The 15,421-nt window shown below is 72.9% G+C and carries 13 protein-coding genes; 8 read left to right on the forward strand and 5 right to left on the reverse strand.

The genetic code is table 11. The features are described from left to right. Nucleotides 1–183: 183 nt before the first annotated feature. The 3 genes from ACIBAD_RS19580 to ACIBAD_RS19590 form a co-directional block, all read right to left on the reverse strand. Nucleotides 184–756, reverse strand: coding sequence for a hypothetical protein (locus ACIBAD_RS19580; RefSeq protein ID WP_134069547.1), 573 nt, complete (start codon nt 754–756; stop codon nt 184–186). A 251-nt stretch (nt 757–1,007) separates the two neighbouring features. Then, on the reverse strand, nt 1,008–1,778 hold the full coding sequence (locus tag ACIBAD_RS19585; protein ID WP_134069545.1) for a DUF4239 domain-containing protein: 771 nt from the start codon (nt 1,776–1,778) through the stop codon (nt 1,008–1,010). Nucleotides 1,779–1,823: 45 nt separating this feature from the next. Beyond that, nucleotides 1,824–2,060 (reverse strand): hypothetical protein, encoded by a 237-nt coding sequence (locus ACIBAD_RS19590; protein WP_398907843.1) that lies wholly within the window; start codon nt 2,058–2,060, stop codon nt 1,824–1,826. Between the two features lie 776 nt (nt 2,061–2,836). Here ACIBAD_RS19590 and ACIBAD_RS19595 point away from each other — a divergent pair. Continuing rightward, nucleotides 2,837–3,667 (forward strand): SAM-dependent methyltransferase, encoded by an 831-nt coding sequence (locus tag ACIBAD_RS19595; RefSeq protein WP_134074273.1) that lies wholly within the window; start codon nt 2,837–2,839, stop codon nt 3,665–3,667. Nucleotides 3,668–3,774: 107 nt separating this feature from the next. Further along, complete coding sequence (locus tag ACIBAD_RS19600; protein ID WP_134074272.1) at nt 3,775–5,946, forward strand: EAL domain-containing protein; 2,172 nt, start codon at nt 3,775–3,777, stop codon at nt 5,944–5,946. Nucleotides 5,947–5,967: 21 nt separating this feature from the next. On the opposite strand, the gene ACIBAD_RS19605 is transcribed toward ACIBAD_RS19600, so the two are convergent. Beyond that, entirely contained in the window at nt 5,968–7,038 is a 1,071-nt protein-coding gene (locus ACIBAD_RS19605) for an FAD-dependent monooxygenase (protein WP_134069541.1), read from the reverse strand. Nucleotides 7,039–7,168: 130 nt separating this feature from the next. Here ACIBAD_RS19605 and ACIBAD_RS19610 point away from each other — a divergent pair, with 130 nt between their 5' ends. Beyond that, complete coding sequence (locus tag ACIBAD_RS19610; protein WP_398907844.1) at nt 7,169–7,810, forward strand: TetR/AcrR family transcriptional regulator; 642 nt, start codon at nt 7,169–7,171, stop codon at nt 7,808–7,810. A gap of 57 nt (nt 7,811–7,867) precedes the next feature. Here the strand turns inward: ACIBAD_RS19610 and ACIBAD_RS19615 are convergent, their stop codons facing one another. Next, entirely contained in the window at nt 7,868–8,746 is an 879-nt protein-coding gene (locus ACIBAD_RS19615; protein WP_398907845.1) for a LysR family transcriptional regulator, read from the reverse strand. Between the two features lie 94 nt (nt 8,747–8,840). Between ACIBAD_RS19615 and ACIBAD_RS19620 the strand changes: the two genes are divergently transcribed. From ACIBAD_RS19620 to ACIBAD_RS19640, 5 genes are all read left to right on the forward strand, one after another. Beyond that, complete coding sequence (locus ACIBAD_RS19620; protein WP_398907846.1) at nt 8,841–9,545, forward strand: succinate dehydrogenase; 705 nt, start codon at nt 8,841–8,843, stop codon at nt 9,543–9,545. 1 nt (nt 9,546) lies between these two features. Further along, nucleotides 9,547–11,499, forward strand: a complete 1,953-nt coding sequence (locus ACIBAD_RS19625) for a fumarate reductase/succinate dehydrogenase flavoprotein subunit (RefSeq protein WP_398907847.1) — start codon at nt 9,547–9,549, stop codon at nt 11,497–11,499. Next, complete coding sequence (locus ACIBAD_RS19630; RefSeq protein ID WP_134069533.1) at nt 11,496–12,242, forward strand: succinate dehydrogenase/fumarate reductase iron-sulfur subunit; 747 nt, start codon at nt 11,496–11,498, stop codon at nt 12,240–12,242. Before ACIBAD_RS19625 ends, ACIBAD_RS19630 begins: the two co-directional genes overlap by 4 nt. A 242-nt stretch (nt 12,243–12,484) precedes the next feature. Then, nucleotides 12,485–14,260 carry a stealth family protein gene (locus ACIBAD_RS19635; RefSeq protein ID WP_398907848.1) on the forward strand — a complete coding sequence of 592 codons (1,776 nt, stop codon included), beginning with the start codon at nt 12,485–12,487 and terminating at the stop codon, nt 14,258–14,260. Between the two features lie 560 nt (nt 14,261–14,820). Continuing rightward, the gene (locus ACIBAD_RS19640; RefSeq protein ID WP_398907849.1) at nt 14,821–15,009 is read left to right on the forward strand and encodes a hypothetical protein; all 189 of its coding nucleotides are present in this window, start codon (nt 14,821–14,823) and stop codon (nt 15,007–15,009) included. Nucleotides 15,010–15,421 lie beyond the last annotated feature (412 nt).

Genomic DNA, 15,421 nt, shown 5'->3' on the forward strand with positions numbered 1-15,421 from the left:
GGGCGGCCCCGGGCGGGGGCCGGGGGCGGGGGGGGGCGCGGGCGGGGGGGGCGGGGGCGGCCCCCCCCCCCCCCCCCGCCCCGCCGCCCCCCCCCCCCCCCGGGCCCCCCCGGGGGGCCCCCCCGGCGGTCGGTGCTCTGTCGGTGCTCTGGGGGGGGTGTGTGGCGCCTTGCCGCAGACCGGCTAGTGGCCGCGGGTGGAGGCGCGGCGGCGCAGTACGTACGCCGTACCGCCGACGGCCGCGAGGAAGAGCGCTGCGCCCGCGCCGAGTTCCCGGGGGTCCATCCCGGCCACGCTGCCGCCCAGACCGCCGCGGACGCCGAGGGAGGCACCCCGGGTGGCCGTGGAGGCGGCCGTCGACGTGGAGGTGGAGCTGGTGGTGGGCTTGGTGGTGCCGCCGGTGATGGTGAGGTCCGCCGAACCGTTCTCGCCGTTGCAGGTGAAGGTGACGGAATACACGGCTCCGCGCCGGGCGTCGCGGTCCACGGTCACTCGGGCGGTCTGGCCGCGCGCGATGCTCACGGTGTCGAAGACCCCGGAGGAGACGGTGGCGTAGGCGGCGTTGCAGCCGGTGACGGAGAGCACCGTCTGGCCGCCGGGGGCGACCGTCGACGGGGTGATGGCGAAGCCGAACGAGGTGATGGGCTGGGCCTCGGCCGCGAGCGCGGAGGGCGTGCCGAGGGCGCCGAGCGCGAGTACGGCGCCCGTGGCGCCGGCGCTCAGCAGGGCGGTGGCGTTGCTGCGTATCGCACCCATGGTTGGTCTCCGGATCTCCGAGGAGCAGCCGCGGAACGGTTTCCGCACGTGGGGAGTCGTGCGCCTCGATGTCCGACACGCTAGGTCCGGGCGCGGTGACCCGCGATCAGGAACGGGCGAATGGGGCACAGGGGTAGGCCGAACCGGGGACGGGGAACCCGCCCCCGGTTTGCGGCGCGTCGGCGTGCCCCGGGTTCCCGGCCCCCGGCCCCCCGGTCCCGGCCCGCGATATCCGGCCCCGGCCCCGTGCCTCAGTCGCCGAGCGGCAGGTGCGGGAACTGCGCGAGGAACGGCTCGGCGGTCGCCGCGATGCCCCGGCCGAACGGCGCGTCGAAGTCCCAGATCAGGAACAGCAGGAAGGCGATCAGCGCGCTGAACAGACCCGCCAGCAGCAGTTCCCGGAACGAGCGGCGGATCTGCAGGGTGAAGACCAGGCCGACCGTCACCAGAGCCCCGGCGATCAGTCCGAACCACACCACCCCCGGCATCGTCGCCCCGGCGCTCTGGCCGCGGGCGCTGCGGGCGTCGTCCACCAGCGCGACCTGGTCCACCAGCGGCTGGTACGCCTGCCCCTCGTGGTCGGTCTTCGGTTCGTAGTCCGTGACGTCCCGGCGGATGCGGTCCAGCAGCTGCCCGCTGCGGTCGGTGAGGTCGCCGTGGTCGGCCATCTCCTGCCACTCGGTGTCCACCACGTACGTGACGTACGCGTCGACGTCGGACCGGATCTTCTTGCGCACGTCGTCGGGGTAGACCTCCGAGCGGACACTGATCTCGTGCAGGGCCTGGGCCTCCTGGCGCACGTACTCCTGGGCGGCCCCGCGGCCCTCCCAGACACCGGCGATCGCCAGGCCCAGCACGATCGCGTAGATCACCCCGATCATCATCGTCATGTACTCGATGACGTCCGGGGTCTCGTTGGGATCGTCGTCGTCGCCGATCCGGCGGTGGTTGAAGGAGGCGATGGACAGCACCACGGCGCAGGCCGCCGCCATCGCGAGGGTCAGGACGAGCCATTCCGACAAGATGACTCCCAATCGGTCACAAAGGTGGGGTGCGGGGCGGCGGGTCTAGCGGGGCCGCAACGCGACGATCGCGAGTACCGCGGGTGCCGCGGTCATCAAGGTGAAGGTCACCGGTGAGATGTGGTGCTCGGGACGTTTGGCGGCCGCCGTGCGGTAGGCCGGCCTGGCCACCGCCTTCTTCGGGGGCGGCGGCGTCACCACGGGGGTGGGCGCCTTCGCCTGGAGCGGTGGCGGCGGCACCGGCTTCGGCAGGGCCGGCGCGGGCGGCTTCGGCCGGGACATCGCCTGCGGAGCGCGCGGTGGCGGCGGCGTGGGCTTCGGCGCGGGCGGTGGCGGCGGCGCGGGCGGCGGAGTGGGCTTCGGGGGCGGCTTGGGCGTCGGGGGTGGCGTCGGGGTCGGTGTCGGGGTGGGGGTCGGCTTCGGCGGGCACGGAGGAGGAGGCGGCGGGCAGTGGTGTCCACCGTGTCCGTGGTGGCCTGTGTGGCCGTTCCCGTGCCCCGGGCCGTGGCCGCTTCCGTGGCCGTTGCCCCGGCCGTCGGGAGGGCCTTCGCCGTGATGTCCGCCACCCCGGGCGCTCGCGGTCGCGCCGCTTCCGGCGACCGCGACCAGTCCGACGGCGCTCGCGCCGTCCCCGGCGTCGATCGTCGCGTAGGCGCAGCTATCAGCCACGGCCGGCGTGGCGGACAGCGCCGCCCACAGCAGGACCGGGACCGCCAGCAGGCGTCTGGTGCAGGCTCTGTTCACCCGGGGAGCATGGGCTCACGTGCGCCCGCGCACGCGGAGCTCGGCTGTGGTTCGCCAGAACGGGTGGTGCGAAGACCGTAGAGGTTTGAGCCACGGAATGAAGAATTCCGATCACCTGCCTGCGCATTCCCAAAAGCGACTTGTCGGTTTCGGTCATTCGCTGCGGGAGGGGCCGTGGAGGCCTTTGGTGTGTGATGAAGAACGGATCACCAATTTCCGCTTTTGCTCGCTCCGTTGGGCAATGATCAGTACATTCGGCTCGGACAGGCGTCCGATCCCGGACGACCGCGCAGGACTACGGCTTGGAGACCGCGATGGAGCGCCCCGCCTGGGCCCCGCCAGGTATCGACATATCGGTGCCGAGCGTGTCCCGCATTTACGACTACTACCTGGGCGGCTCCCACAACTTCGAGGTCGACCGCGAGGCCGCCCGCCGTGCCATGGAGTTCCTCCCGGGCCTGCCCAAGATCATGCAGGCCAACCGGGCCTTCATGCGCCGCGCAGTCCGCTACGCCGCGGCCCGGGGCGTCACCCAGTTCCTCGACATCGGCTCCGGCATCCCCACCTTCGGCAACGTCCACGAGATCGCCCGGGCCGCCAGCCCCGAGGCCCGCGTGGTCTACGTTGACCACGACCCGGTGGCCGTCGCGCACAGCCGGGCCGTCCTCGCCGGCGACGAGCGCACCGGCATCGTCGCCGCCGACCTGCGCAAGCCGCAGGACATCCTCGCCGCCCCCGAGGTCTCGCAGCTCCTCGACCTCGAACGCCCGGTCGCCCTGCTGCTCGTCGCCGTCCTGCACTTCCTGGAGGACTCGGACGACCCGTACGCGGCCGTCGCCGAGCTGCGCGACGCGCTGGCCCCCGGCAGCCTCCTGGTGCTCACGCACGCCTCCTACGAGGGGATCCCGCTCTCCGAGGAGGTCGCGGCCGGGACGGTCGGCGTCTACCGGGACATCCGCAACCCGCTCGTGATGCGCAGCCGCGAGCAGATCGGCGGCTTCTTCGACGGCTTCGAGCTCGTCGAACCCGGCGTCGTGTCCATGCCGCTGTGGCAGCCCGAGGGCACCGAAGACCCGGAGGGCGGCGAGACGCCTGAGGACCCGTACGCGTTCTCGGGCTTCGGCGGAGTGGGACGCAAGGCGTGAGATCCACGGCCGCGGTGCCCTCCGGCACACCGACCCCGAAGAACGAGGGGCCCGCGCAGGCAGCGGAGCCCACGGCCCCGCCGACAGGCCCGCCGGCTCCGGCGGGCCTGTCGGCGGGCGCGGGCCCGGCCGCGCTGCGCAGCGGGCTGGAGGACCGGATCGGGCGTTTCGCGACCATCTGGGGACGGGCGATCTTCCCCGTCACCGCGACCTCGCTGACCCGCGTCGAGTTCGAAAAGCACCTCATACCGCTCGCCCGGACCCTCGCCGAAGCCCTGCACGCCCGGCCCTTCGACGCGGGCGTGGCCCAGCGGGTGGGGGCCGAACTCGTCGCCGTGCACTGCACCGACCCGGAGGCACTGGCCGGCACGCTCGGCGTGGTCGAGTCGTACCTCGTGCTCTACTGCGGCCCCGACGGCGTCGGCGTGGAGGGCACCGAGGAGTACCGCTCGCGCTGCGCCCGGCTCCAGCACGGGATCGCGGCCGGGTTCGCCCGCGCCCTGCGCGAGCGCACCCTGAAGGAGCAGGAGGCGATCGCCCGCTCCGCGCTGACCGCCCGCATCGACGCCCAGCAGGCCCTGCACGCGAGCGAGGAGCGCTTCAAGGCGGTCTTCGAGGGCGCGGCCGTCGGCATCGGCATCGCCGACCTCGAAGGGAACATCCTGGAGGTCAACGACGCGCTGCTGCAGATGTTCGGCGGGATGGGCGGGCACGTGCAGGGCCGCAACGTCAGCGAGTGGGGCCACCCCGACGACGCCCCCCACGTCTGGCGGATGTACGGCGAACTCGTACGCGGCGAACGCGAGAGCTACCGCGTGGAGAAGCCGTACTACCGGCACGACGGGACCGTGCTGTGGACCAACCTGACGGTGTCGCTGCTGCGCGACGCCGAGGGCGTTCCCCAGTACCAGCTGGCGCTGATGGAGGACACCACCGAGCGCCGGCTGCTGAACCTGCGTCTGCGCTACGAGGCCACCCATGACGCCCTGACTGGGCTGCCGAACCGGACGCTGTTCTTCGAACGCCTGGAGAAGGCTCTCAGCGGGGCCGGCGGCACCCGCTTCGGCCTCTGCTACCTGGACCTCGACGGGTTCAAGGCCGTCAACGACAGTCTCGGCCACTCTGCGGGCGACCGGCTCCTGGTGGAGGTCGCCGACCGGCTGCAGAGCTGCGCGACGGGGCCCGGCGAGGTCGTCGCACGCCTCGGCGGAGACGAGTTCGTGGCGCTGACCACCGGCTCGGACACCGAGGAGAAGGTGACCGAACTGGCCGTCCGGATCCTGTCCGCCCTGTCGGTGCCCATCCGGATCGAGGGCCGCGAGCTGTCGGTCCGCGGCAGCATCGGCATCGTGGAGGGCCCGGCCCGTGAGCGCACCGCGGCGGAGGTGCTGCGCAGCGCCGACATCACCATGTACCGCGCCAAGGCGGCCGGCGGCAACCGCTTCGAGTTCGCCGACGCCGAGGCCGACGCCCGCGCCATCACCCGGCACGGCCTGACCAACGCCCTCCCTGCGGCGCTGGAACGCGGCGAGTTCTTCATCGAGTACCAGCCGCTGGTCCACCTGCACGACGGCAGCGTCCACGGCGCCGAGGCCCTCGTGCGCTGGTCGCACCCGCAGTACGGGGTACTCGGCCCGGACCGCTTCATCCCGCTCGCCGAACGGACCGGGCTGATCGTGCCGCTCGGCCGCTGGGTCCTGGAGGAGGCCGTCCGCCAGGCCCGCAACTGGCAGCGCCAGCACGGCGGCTCGGCGCTGCGGATCAACGTCAACCTCTCGCCGACCCAGCTGCACCACCCCGGCCTGGTCGCCGACACCGTCGCGGTGCTGGAGAACTCCGGCCTCGCCCCGGGCGCCCTGTGCCTGGAGGTCACCGAGTCGGCCCTGATCGGCGCCGACGACGAACTCCTGGAACCCCTGCGGAGGCTCGCGGCCCTCGGCGTGGACATCGCGCTCGACGACTTCGGCACGGGCTACTCGAACCTGGCGAACCTGCGCCGCCTCCCGGTCAGCGTCCTGAAGCTGGACCGATCCTTCACCAAGGGGATGCAGCAGCAGCCGGCCAACCCGGTCGACGTCAAGATCGTGGAGGGCATCGTGGCCCTGGCCCACAGCCTCGAACTCGCCGTCACGGTCGAGGGCGTGGAGACCGGAGCCCAGGCCGCCCAGCTCCGCGACCTCGGCTGTGACACCGCCCAGGGCTGGTACTACGCCCGTCCCGGCGCCCCCGACCGCATCCACACCCTCTCGCTGTCGGACGCCGTGCCCACGCCCTCCTGAAGGCAGCCCGGCCGCACCCGGTCAGTCCAGGCCGGCCTCCGTCCCCCGGCCGGGAGTCCGGACGGCGGCGACGACCCGCTCGTACCGCCGCGCCGTGTCGGCCACGACCTCCGTGGCCACCGGCAGCCGCTCGGCCTGGTAGGCGTCGAGCACCTCCTCCCCGCCCTGCCCGGTGAGGGCGGCGGCCAGGGTCCGGCCCAGGGCGGCCGCGTCGTCGATGCCGGTGTTCATGCCCAGCCCGCCGGCTATGGGGTGGACGTGCGCGGCGTCCCCGGCGAGGAAGACCCGGCCCTCGCGCATCCGGGTGGCCACGCGCACGTTGATCCGCCAGGTGGAGAGCCAGGTGGGATCCGCGAGCCGGATCCCGGGCATCCGGGCATGCCGGTCGAACAGCCGCTGGAAGCTCTCCAGTGTGGGCGGCATCGGTTCGCCGTGCTCGTCCTGCTCGGGTGAGGCCTGCAGCTGGAAGGAGTCCGTCCCCGGTATCGGGCAGAGCATGATCCCGCCGCCTTCCGACGTGAACCACTGGTGCCAGAAGTCCCGGCTGAGCCCTGGGGCCCGGACGTCCCCGATGACCATCGCGGGCTCCTCCTCCGTGCTGCCTTCGAAGGGGATGCCGAGGAGCTTGCGGGTGGTGCTGCGCCCGCCGTCGCACCCTGCGAGGTAGCGGGCCCCGATCACGGTGCCGTCCGCCAGCTCGGCCCGGACCCCGGCGCAGTCCTGGGTGACCCCGGCGAGCTGGGCCCCGTACTCGACCGCCACGCCCAGGCCGGCGAGCCGCTCGCGCAGCGCCTCCTCGATCTGCCACTGCCCTATCAGCAGCCCGGTGCCGGACACGGGGGTGTCGGTGACGAGTGCTCCGTCGAAGTACTTGCGCAGGACCACCGCCTCATTGCCGATGCCGGTCAGGGACTCGGCCACGCCGAGCTGTTCGAAGATCTCCACGCTGCTCATCCGCAGGCCCTTGCCGCGGGACTCGCGGTGCGGCTCGGTGCGCTGGTCGATGACGCGGACGGCGGCTCCGCGCAGGGCGAGGTCGCAGGCCAGGGTCAGTCCCGTGGGGCCGGAGCCCACGATCAGTACGTCAGTCATCGGACGTCCTCTCAGGTCGGTGTCCGTCTCGCCGATGTCTCGTCGATGCCTCAAGGAAAGCGGCTCCCGGCAGAAAATGCAACCCGGTCAAGAAATTAACCGGGTCATGATTCTGTGCTATGCTCGCGGTATGGAGAAGACGGGTCTGCGCGAGAACAAGAAGCTCCGTACGCGTCGCCAGCTGGCGGCCACGGCGCTGGAACTCTTCCTGGAACGGGGCTTCGACGCCGTGTCGGTGGCCGATGTCGCCGCCGCGGCCGAAGTCTCCAAGCCCACCCTGTTCCGGTACTTCCCGAGCAAGGAGGACCTGGTGCTCGACCGGTTCGCCGACCACCAGGACGAGGCGGCGCGCATCGTGCGCGACCGGCCCGCCGGCCGGACACCGGTGGCCGCGGTGCGGGCCCACTTCCTTGCGGCCCTCGCCGAACGGGACCCGATCACCGGGCTCTGCGACCACCCCGGGGTGGTCGCGTTCCAGCGGCTGCTCTACTCCACCGCCAGCCTGGAGAGCCGGATGGCCCACTACACCGACCGCGAGGTGGAGCTGCTCGCCGCCGTGCTCGAATCGGAGTCGGTCCGGCCGCTCGCCGCCCGGCTGGCCGCGATGCACCTGGTGGCGGTCCGCCATGAGCTGGGCCGGGAGAACTATCTCCGCATGGCCGCCGGCCAGAGCGCCGAAGAGGCCCACCCGGCCGCCGTGGTCGATGCCGAGCAGGCCTTCGCGATGCTGGCCGACGGGCTCGACAAGGCCCTCCCCATAGCCGGGGCCTGACAGGCCCGCCGCGCCTTCGGGAAGCGGCGCGGCGCGCTCAGCCCAGCAGGACGCGCTTCAGCCCAGCAGGATGCGCTTCAATTCGCGGGCCGCGCGCGGGGGAGCAACGTCCGTGCGGTGCGCCAAGGCGATGGTGCGGCGCAGCGGGGAGCCCGCCAGCGGAGTGGCGCGCAGCCCCGGGCCGCCGTGGCCGACGACCATCGCCGGAACCACCGCGACACCGAGTCCCGCACGCACGAAGCCCAGGACCGCGTCCATCTCCCCGCCCTCCACCGTGAACACCGGCTCGAAGCCCTCGGCCCGGCAGGCGGCCACCGTCAGGTCCCGCAGGTCGTAGCCGTGGCGGAACATCACCATCGGCTCGTCGCGCAGTGCGGACACCGAGAGCGGCCCGCCGCCCGCGGGGGGCGGCAGCTCCGCCGAGGAGACCACCACCAGGTCCTCCGTCAGCAGCTCCACCGTGGTCAGCGCCGGAGCCGAGGGCGGGAGCGGCAGCGCGATGAGCGCCAGGTCCAGGGCCCCGCGCGCGAGTTCCCGTACGAGATCCAGCGAACCGCTCTCCTCGATCAGCAGCTCGATCCCCGGATGCGCGGTGTGGAAGGCGCGCAGCACACCGGGCAGCAGCCCCGTGCACACGCTCGGCGTCGCCCCCAGCCGGACCCGCCCCCGCCGCAGCTGCGCCAGCTCCTGCACTTCCAGCCGCGCCGTGTCGGCGTCCGCCAGGATCCGCCGGGCCAGCGGCAACAGCGCCTCGCCCGCATCGGTCAGCGCGATGTTGCCCCGTGCCCGGCTGAACAGCTCCGCCCCCAGCTCCCGTTCGAGCGCCTTGATCTGTTGCGAGAGCGACGGCTGGGCGACGTGCACCCGCTCCGCGGCCCGCGTGAAGTGACGGGTTTCGGCGACGGCCACGAAGTACAGGAGCTGCTGGAACTGCATCGTCCCAGCGTACGCCGTACATAGGCAGCTCCTATCGAGATCAGCGACATCATGTCTTGGACCTCTCGGGACTTCGGTCCTTACCGTCGGTGGCATGGCTCTGGCAACGCGGACGGGCCGACGGCCGTCCACCACGCGCACGCTCTGGGACTCCACCGTCGGCAAGAAGTCCGTGATGGCGGTCTCCGGGCTGATCATGCTCGGATACCTGGTCGTCCACATGCTCGGCAACCTCAAGATCTTCTTCGGGGCCGACGAGTTCAACGGCTACGCCCACTGGCTGCGCACCCTCGGCTCACCCTTCCTCCACCACGAGTGGGCCCTGTGGATCGTGCGCGTCGTGCTCCTCGCCGCGGTCGTCGGCCACGCCGTGTCCGCGTACCAGCTCAGCCGGAGGGACATCAAGGCCCGCCCGGTCAAGTACGCCCACAAGCGCCGCCGCGCCAGCTACGCCACCCGCACCATGCGCTGGGGCGGCGTCATCCTCGCCCTGTTCATCGTCTGGCACCTGCTCGACCTCACCACGCTCACCGTCAACGAGCGCGCGTGGGCCGGCCACCCCTACGAGAACGTCCTCGCCACCTTCTCCACCTGGTATGGCAACACGGTCTACATCGTGGCGATGTCCGCCCTCGGCCTGCACGTCCGGCACGGCTTCTGGAGCGCCGCCCAGAGCCTCGGCGCGGGCAACGCCCGCCGCGACCGGGCACTGAAGTTCCTCGCCAACGCCCTCGCCCTCGTCCTCTTCGCGGGCTTCGTTTCCGTCCCCGTCGCCGTCATGACCGGAGTGGTGAGCTGACATGAGCACCGACTACGCCCACTACGCCACCGGCGAGCCGATCGCCGACACCAAGGCCCCCGACGGCCCCATCGCCGAACGCTGGGACCGCCGCCGCTTCGAGGCCGGGCTCGTCAATCCGGCCAACCGCCGCAAGCACACCGTCATCGTCGTCGGCACCGGCCTGGCCGGCGGGGCGGCCGGCGCCACCCTGGCCGAACAGGGCTACCACGTCGTCCAGTTCTGCTTCTCCGACTCCCCGCGGCGGGCCCACTCCATCGCCGCGCAGGGCGGCATCAACGCCGCCAAGAACTACCGCAACGACGGCGACTCGGTGCACCGCCTCTTCTACGACACCGTCAAGGGCGGAGACTTCCGCGCCCGCGAGTCCAACGTCCACCGCCTCGCCCAGATATCCGTCGAGATCATCGACCAGTGCGTGGCCCAAGGCGTCCCCTTCGCCCGCGAGTACGGCGGCCTCCTCGACACCCGCTCCTTCGGCGGCGTCCAGGTCTCCCGCACCTTCTACGCCCGCGGCCAGACGGGCCAGCAGCTCCTCCTCGGCGCCTACCAGGCACTGTCCCGGCAGATCGCCGCCGGCAACGTGGAGATGCACGCCCGCACCGAGATGCTCGACCTGATCACCGTCGACGGCGTGGCCCGCGGCATCGTCGCCCGCGACCTGATCACCGGCAGGATCTCCACGCACTACGCCGACGCCGTCGTCCTCGCCTCCGGCGGCTACGGCAACGTCTTCTACCTCTCCACCAACGCCATGAACTCCAACGCGACCGCCGTCTGGCGGGCGCACCGGCGCGGCGCGTACTTCGCCAACCCCTGCTTCACCCAGATCCACCCCACCTGCATCCCGCGCACCGGCGACCACCAGTCCAAGCTCACCCTGATGAGCGAGTCCCTGCGCAACGACGGCCGCATCTGGGTCCCCAAGGCCCAGGGCGACACCCGCCCCGCCGCCGAGATCCCCGAGGCGGAGCGCGACTACTACCTGGAGCGGATCTACCCCTCCTTCGGCAACCTCGTGCCCCGCGACATCGCCTCCCGCGCCGCCAAGAACGTGTGCGACGAGGGCCGCGGCGTCGGCCCGGGCGGCCAGGGCGTCTACCTCGACTTCGCCGACGCCATCCGCCGCATGGGCCGGGACAAGGTCGCCGAGAAGTACGGCAACCTCTTCGAGATGTACGAGCGGATCACAGCGGAGAACCCGTACGAGGTCCCCATGCGGATCTACCCCGCCGTGCACTACACGATGGGCGGCCTGTGGGTCGACTACGACCTCCAGACCACCGTCCCCGGCCTCTTCGCCATCGGCGAGGCCAACTTCTCCGACCACGGCGCCAACCGCCTCGGCGCCTCCGCCCTGATGCAGGGACTCGGCGACGGCTACTTCGTGCTCCCGTCCACCATCAGCGACTACCTGGCCCGCCACCCGCACCAGGACGCCGTCGACGACGGCCACCCCGAGGCCGCGGCCGCCGTACGGGAGGTCCGCGACTGCCTCGCCAAGCTGCTCGCCGTGGACGGCGACCGCACCCCGGACTCCTTCCACCGTGAGATCGGCGAGCTCATGTGGGAGTACTGCGGCATGTCCCGCACAGAGGAGGGGCTGCGCAAGGCCCTCGCCCGGATCCCGGAGATCCGCGAGGAGTTCTGGCAGCGCATCAAGGTCCCCGGCAGCGGCGACGAGTTCAACCAGTCGCTGGAGAAGGCCAACCGCATCGTCGACTACCTGGAGCTCGCCGAGCTGATGTGCCTCGACGCCCTCCACCGCGCCGAGTCCTGCGGCGGCCACTTCCGCGAGGAGTCCCAGACCCCGGACGGGGAGGCCGCCCGCCGCGACGAGGAATTCGGCTACGCCGCCGCCTGGGAGTACCAGGGCACCGGCGCCGCCCCCGTCCTGCACAAGGAAGACCTCGTCTTCGAGTACGTCCACCCCACCCAGCGGAGCTACGCATGAGGCTCAACCTGCGCGTCTGGCGCCAGCAGAACCCCGACGCCCCCGGCGCCATGGTCACGTACGAGGTCGACGGCATCTCCCGCGACATGTCGTTCCTGGAGATGCTCGACACCCTCAACGAGGACCTCATCCTGCGCGGCGAGGACCCGGTCGCCTTCGACCACGACTGCCGCGAGGGGATATGCGGCGCGTGCAGCCTCGTGATCAACGGCGACGCCCACGGCCCCGAGCGCACCACCACCTGCCAGCTGCACATGCGGTCCTTCGCCGACGGCGACACCATCGACGTCGAGCCCTGGCGCGCCGCCGCCTTCCCGGTGGTCAAGGACCTCGTCGTGGACCGCGGCGCCTTCGACCGGATCATCCAGGCCGGCGGCTACGTCACCGCCCCGACCGGATCCGCCCCCGAGGCGCACGCCACCGCCGTGCCCAAGGCCGACGCCGACTCCGCCTTCGAGCACGCCGAATGCATCGGCTGCGGGGCCTGCGTGGCGGCCTGCCCCAACGGTTCCGCGATGCTCTTCACCTCCGCCAAGGTCAACCACCTGAACGTGCTGCCGCAGGGCTCGCCGGAGCGCGAGACCCGCGTCCTCGACATGGTGGCCCGGATGGACGACGAGGGCTTCGGCGGCTGCACCCTCACCGGCGAATGCGCCACGGCCTGCCCCAAGGGCATCCCGCTGCCGTCCATCGCCGCGATGAACCGCGAATGGCTGCGGGCGGTCCGCAAGCACGGAGCATGAAGCGGGAACCGCAGGGGCCGCGGCCGGCACCCGGGAACCGGTGAGGAACCCGGCCATCTGAGAAGTCCCTGTGAGACGGGAAACAGGGGACCCCCGGCACTTGCGTGAAAAATGAACGAAGGGAAAGGTGGAGGTGAACGAGGCATCCGCCCCTGCCTGCCGGACGGCGCCGCACCCCCTCACGCCGGGTGCTGTCCGCGTCCTCGGGTGCCGCACACCGGCGCCGTCTCGCGAGGTCGCATATGCAGGGCCGTTCCCGTCTCCCCCTTCCCGTCGGCCTGCGCCGGATCGTACGGACGCTGCGCCGGCCCGGCGGCGTACCGAAACAGCCGGACGCCGCCGCGCGGGAGAGCACCGGGAGCGGGAGCCAGGCGCCGCCCCCGCTCGGCCGGGCGCGTGAGGACGAGCTGCTGGGGAAACTGCCGGGCCTGGTCCGCCACCGCGGCCGGCTCTCCCGGGTCCGCGACGACCTGCTGCCCGCAGGCGCCCGGGACGCCAACCTGAGCGCGGTCGCCGAGGCACTCGAAACGGCCGCCGTTCCGTACGGGCTGGTCCCCGACGGGGAGCTCCGGCACCGGGTGGCCATCGCCCCGGGCGACCGCGCGGCCGCCCTGAAGGCATGCGCCGCGGCCTTCGAGGGGCTCCCGGTGTACGCCCTGCTCCTCGGCGACGGCGACGGCGGCGGCGAGGCCGGAGAGGTCCTCGCCGAAACGCTCCCCGAAGCGGTCGCGGCCCAGGAGGGCCCGTCCACCGGCGCCCACCCCCCGAAGATCAAGGGCGTCCGGCTCTTCCAGCCGGTCGTCACCTCCGGCCGGACCGTGGCCTACGGCCCCGAAACCGGCTGTGACCTGGAGTTCTGGGAAGCCGCCGAATCGGGCCTCGGCGCCATCGCCGGGCTGCGCGAGACCCCGTACGGCTGGTGGGTGCCCACTCTCGAAGCCACCTCCACCACCCGCGTCGGCGACCGCGACCACCCCGTCGTCGACGCCTTCGCTGGCCGCTTCCCGGACGACATCGACTTCCCCGTCGACGCCGTGATCACCTGGGTCGACGACGCCGACCCCGCCTGGCGCCGCCGCAGGGACCACGCCGCCGCCGCTGCCGCCACCGGGTCCGGCGCGGGGACCGGCGCCGCCGAGCGCGCCGCCTTCGACCACGCCGAGAACCGCTACCGCGACCGCGGCGAGCTCCGCTACTGCCTGCGCTCCATCGCCGCCCACGCCCCCTGGATCCGCCGCGTCTTCCTCGTCACCGACGACCAGACCCCGCCCTGGCTGGCCGCCGACCACCCCCAGGTCACCGTCGTCGACCACCGCGAGCTGTTCGCCGACCCCGCCGGCCTCCCCGTCTTCAACTCCCACGCCATCGAGAGCCGGCTCCACCGCATCCCCGGCCTCGCCGAGCACTTCCTCTACTTCAACGACGACATCTTCCTCGGCCGCCCGCAGCGCCCCCAGAACTACTTCCTCTCCTCTGGTCTGCCCAAGGTCTTCCACGACCAGCGGGCCGTGGCCCCCAGTGCCCCCGGCGCCGACGACGACGTGTTCACCGCCTCCCAGAAGGCCACCCGCCACGCCGTGGAACAGGCTGCCGACCGCACCTACCCGCACATCCTGGCCCACGCCCCGTACCCGCTCAGCCGCTCCCTCTTCGCCCACGTCGAGGAGCGGCTGCCCGGCCGGCTGAGCACCACCAGCCGCTCGGTCTTCCGCAGCGCAGACGACCTCGCCCCCGTCACCCTCGCCTCCCACCTGGCCCTCGCCGACGGCCGCGCCGTGGAGGGCGAACTGCACCACGCGTACGTCAGCACCGGCCGGGCCGAGGAGATCGACCGGCTTCCCGGCCTGGCAGCCGACCGCTGGGCCGACGCGTTCTGCCTCGCCGACGACGACACCGGATCCGGGCTGTCGCCCCAGGAGCAGCAGCGCGCCGTCACCGCCTTCCTGGAGGCGTACTTCCCGGTGCCCTCGCCGTACGAGAGGTGCGGGCCGCAGGAGACGCCTCGGCCGATCGGCTGATCCGATCGGCCGAGCGGGCGCTCGTGGCGACGGTCCGCCGCGCCGCGCCCCGGAGGCGTCCGGCCGGTGGGGGACAGTGGGCGCCATGCCAGAAGCCCCCGCCGGGCCCGGACCGCGCCGCCGCACCCTCCTGGCTGCCGCCGCCCTCGCCCCGCTCCCGATGGCCGGCTGCTCCGCGCAGGAACCCCCCACCGCCGCCCACGGCCCGAAAGCCGCGCCGAAGGACGCCCTGGTCATGGTGATCCGGCACGCGGAGAAGCCGTACGCGGGGGACCTGGGCGAGGACGAGGACGGCAACGAGGACCCCGGGTCCCTCGCCGGGCGCGGCCGCCGCCGGGCCGAGGAACTGCACCGGCTGTTCCCGCCCGCCGGCGGTTCGACGCTGCCGCGCCCCGCCGTCGTCTTCGCGGCCGGCGGCCCGTCCGGTCCCGGAGGCCGGCCCCCCCGCCCGCTGCCGGCAGACGGTCGAGCCGCTGACCGCAGCCCTCCGTGCGCCCCTGCGCGCCGAGTTCGCCGTCGGAGCCGAGGAGGCCCTGGCGCGCGCCGCGCTGGCCGCCCCGATGCCCGTGCTCGTCTGCTGGGAGCACACCGGCGTCCCCCGTCTGATCCACGCCCTCGGCGCCCACCAGGTCCTCGGGGTGCCCGCCGCCTGGCCCGACCGCTACGACCTGGTGTGGACGTTCACCCGCCGGCAGGGCCGGTGGAGCTTCCGCGAACTCGCGCAGCACCTGCTCCCGGGCGACGCGTAGCCGGCCTGTCGGGGTCCTCGTGCAGGACCCGGTACGGCACCGGTACGGCACCGGTACGGCACCGCCTCGGACGGTCCGGTGCCGCACGGCCGGCGTCCGGTGGCGGCGTAGGCGAGGTCAGCGCCCACGCGAACACGTCGGCCGAAGGCCCTGCCTGCCCGCGCGCCTGTTCCGGCGCCGTGTGGCCCACGGTCCCGACCACGACACCGGGGCGGGTCAGCGCCGTGGCGGCGGCGGCCCGCGCGAGGCCGAATCGGCGACCGCTTCAGGTTCGGCATGCCAGTGCGCCAACTGGCCTGTCAGTGGACGGCCCTAGGTGTATTGCCCAGTGAGGTTGGGGACGCGGCTGGCGGGTGGTTTGCCTGCGAGCGCGGTGTGTCCGCGGTGGTGATTGTAGGTGTGCAGCCAGCCG

The organism is Streptomyces sp. NPDC051109, assembly GCF_044455885.1.
Taxonomy (GTDB): domain Bacteria; phylum Actinomycetota; class Actinomycetes; order Streptomycetales; family Streptomycetaceae; genus Streptomyces.

Excerpts from the sequence above, each read along its gene's own strand:
- ACIBAD_RS19580 (WP_134069547.1), bottom strand. The coding sequence starts at position 756 with ATGGGTGCGATACGCAGCAACGCCACCGCCCTGCTGAGCGCCGGCGCC.
- ACIBAD_RS19590 (WP_398907843.1), bottom strand. The coding sequence starts at position 2,060 with ATGTCCCGGCCGAAGCCGCCCGCGCCGGCCCTGCCGAAGCCGGTGCCG.
- ACIBAD_RS19595 (WP_134074273.1), top strand. The coding sequence starts at position 2,837 with ATGGAGCGCCCCGCCTGGGCCCCGCCAGGTATCGACATATCGGTGCCG.
- ACIBAD_RS19605 (WP_134069541.1), bottom strand. The coding sequence starts at position 7,038 with ATGACTGACGTACTGATCGTGGGCTCCGGCCCCACGGGACTGACCCTG.
- ACIBAD_RS19610 (WP_398907844.1), top strand. The coding sequence starts at position 7,169 with ATGGAGAAGACGGGTCTGCGCGAGAACAAGAAGCTCCGTACGCGTCGC.
- ACIBAD_RS19615 (WP_398907845.1), bottom strand. The coding sequence starts at position 8,746 with ATGCAGTTCCAGCAGCTCCTGTACTTCGTGGCCGTCGCCGAAACCCGT.
- ACIBAD_RS19620 (WP_398907846.1), top strand. The coding sequence starts at position 8,841 with ATGGCTCTGGCAACGCGGACGGGCCGACGGCCGTCCACCACGCGCACG.
- ACIBAD_RS19625 (WP_398907847.1), top strand. The coding sequence starts at position 9,547 with ATGAGCACCGACTACGCCCACTACGCCACCGGCGAGCCGATCGCCGAC.
- ACIBAD_RS19630 (WP_134069533.1), top strand. The coding sequence starts at position 11,496 with ATGAGGCTCAACCTGCGCGTCTGGCGCCAGCAGAACCCCGACGCCCCC.
- ACIBAD_RS19635 (WP_398907848.1), top strand. The coding sequence starts at position 12,485 with ATGCAGGGCCGTTCCCGTCTCCCCCTTCCCGTCGGCCTGCGCCGGATC.
- ACIBAD_RS19640 (WP_398907849.1), top strand. The coding sequence starts at position 14,821 with ATGCCCGTGCTCGTCTGCTGGGAGCACACCGGCGTCCCCCGTCTGATC.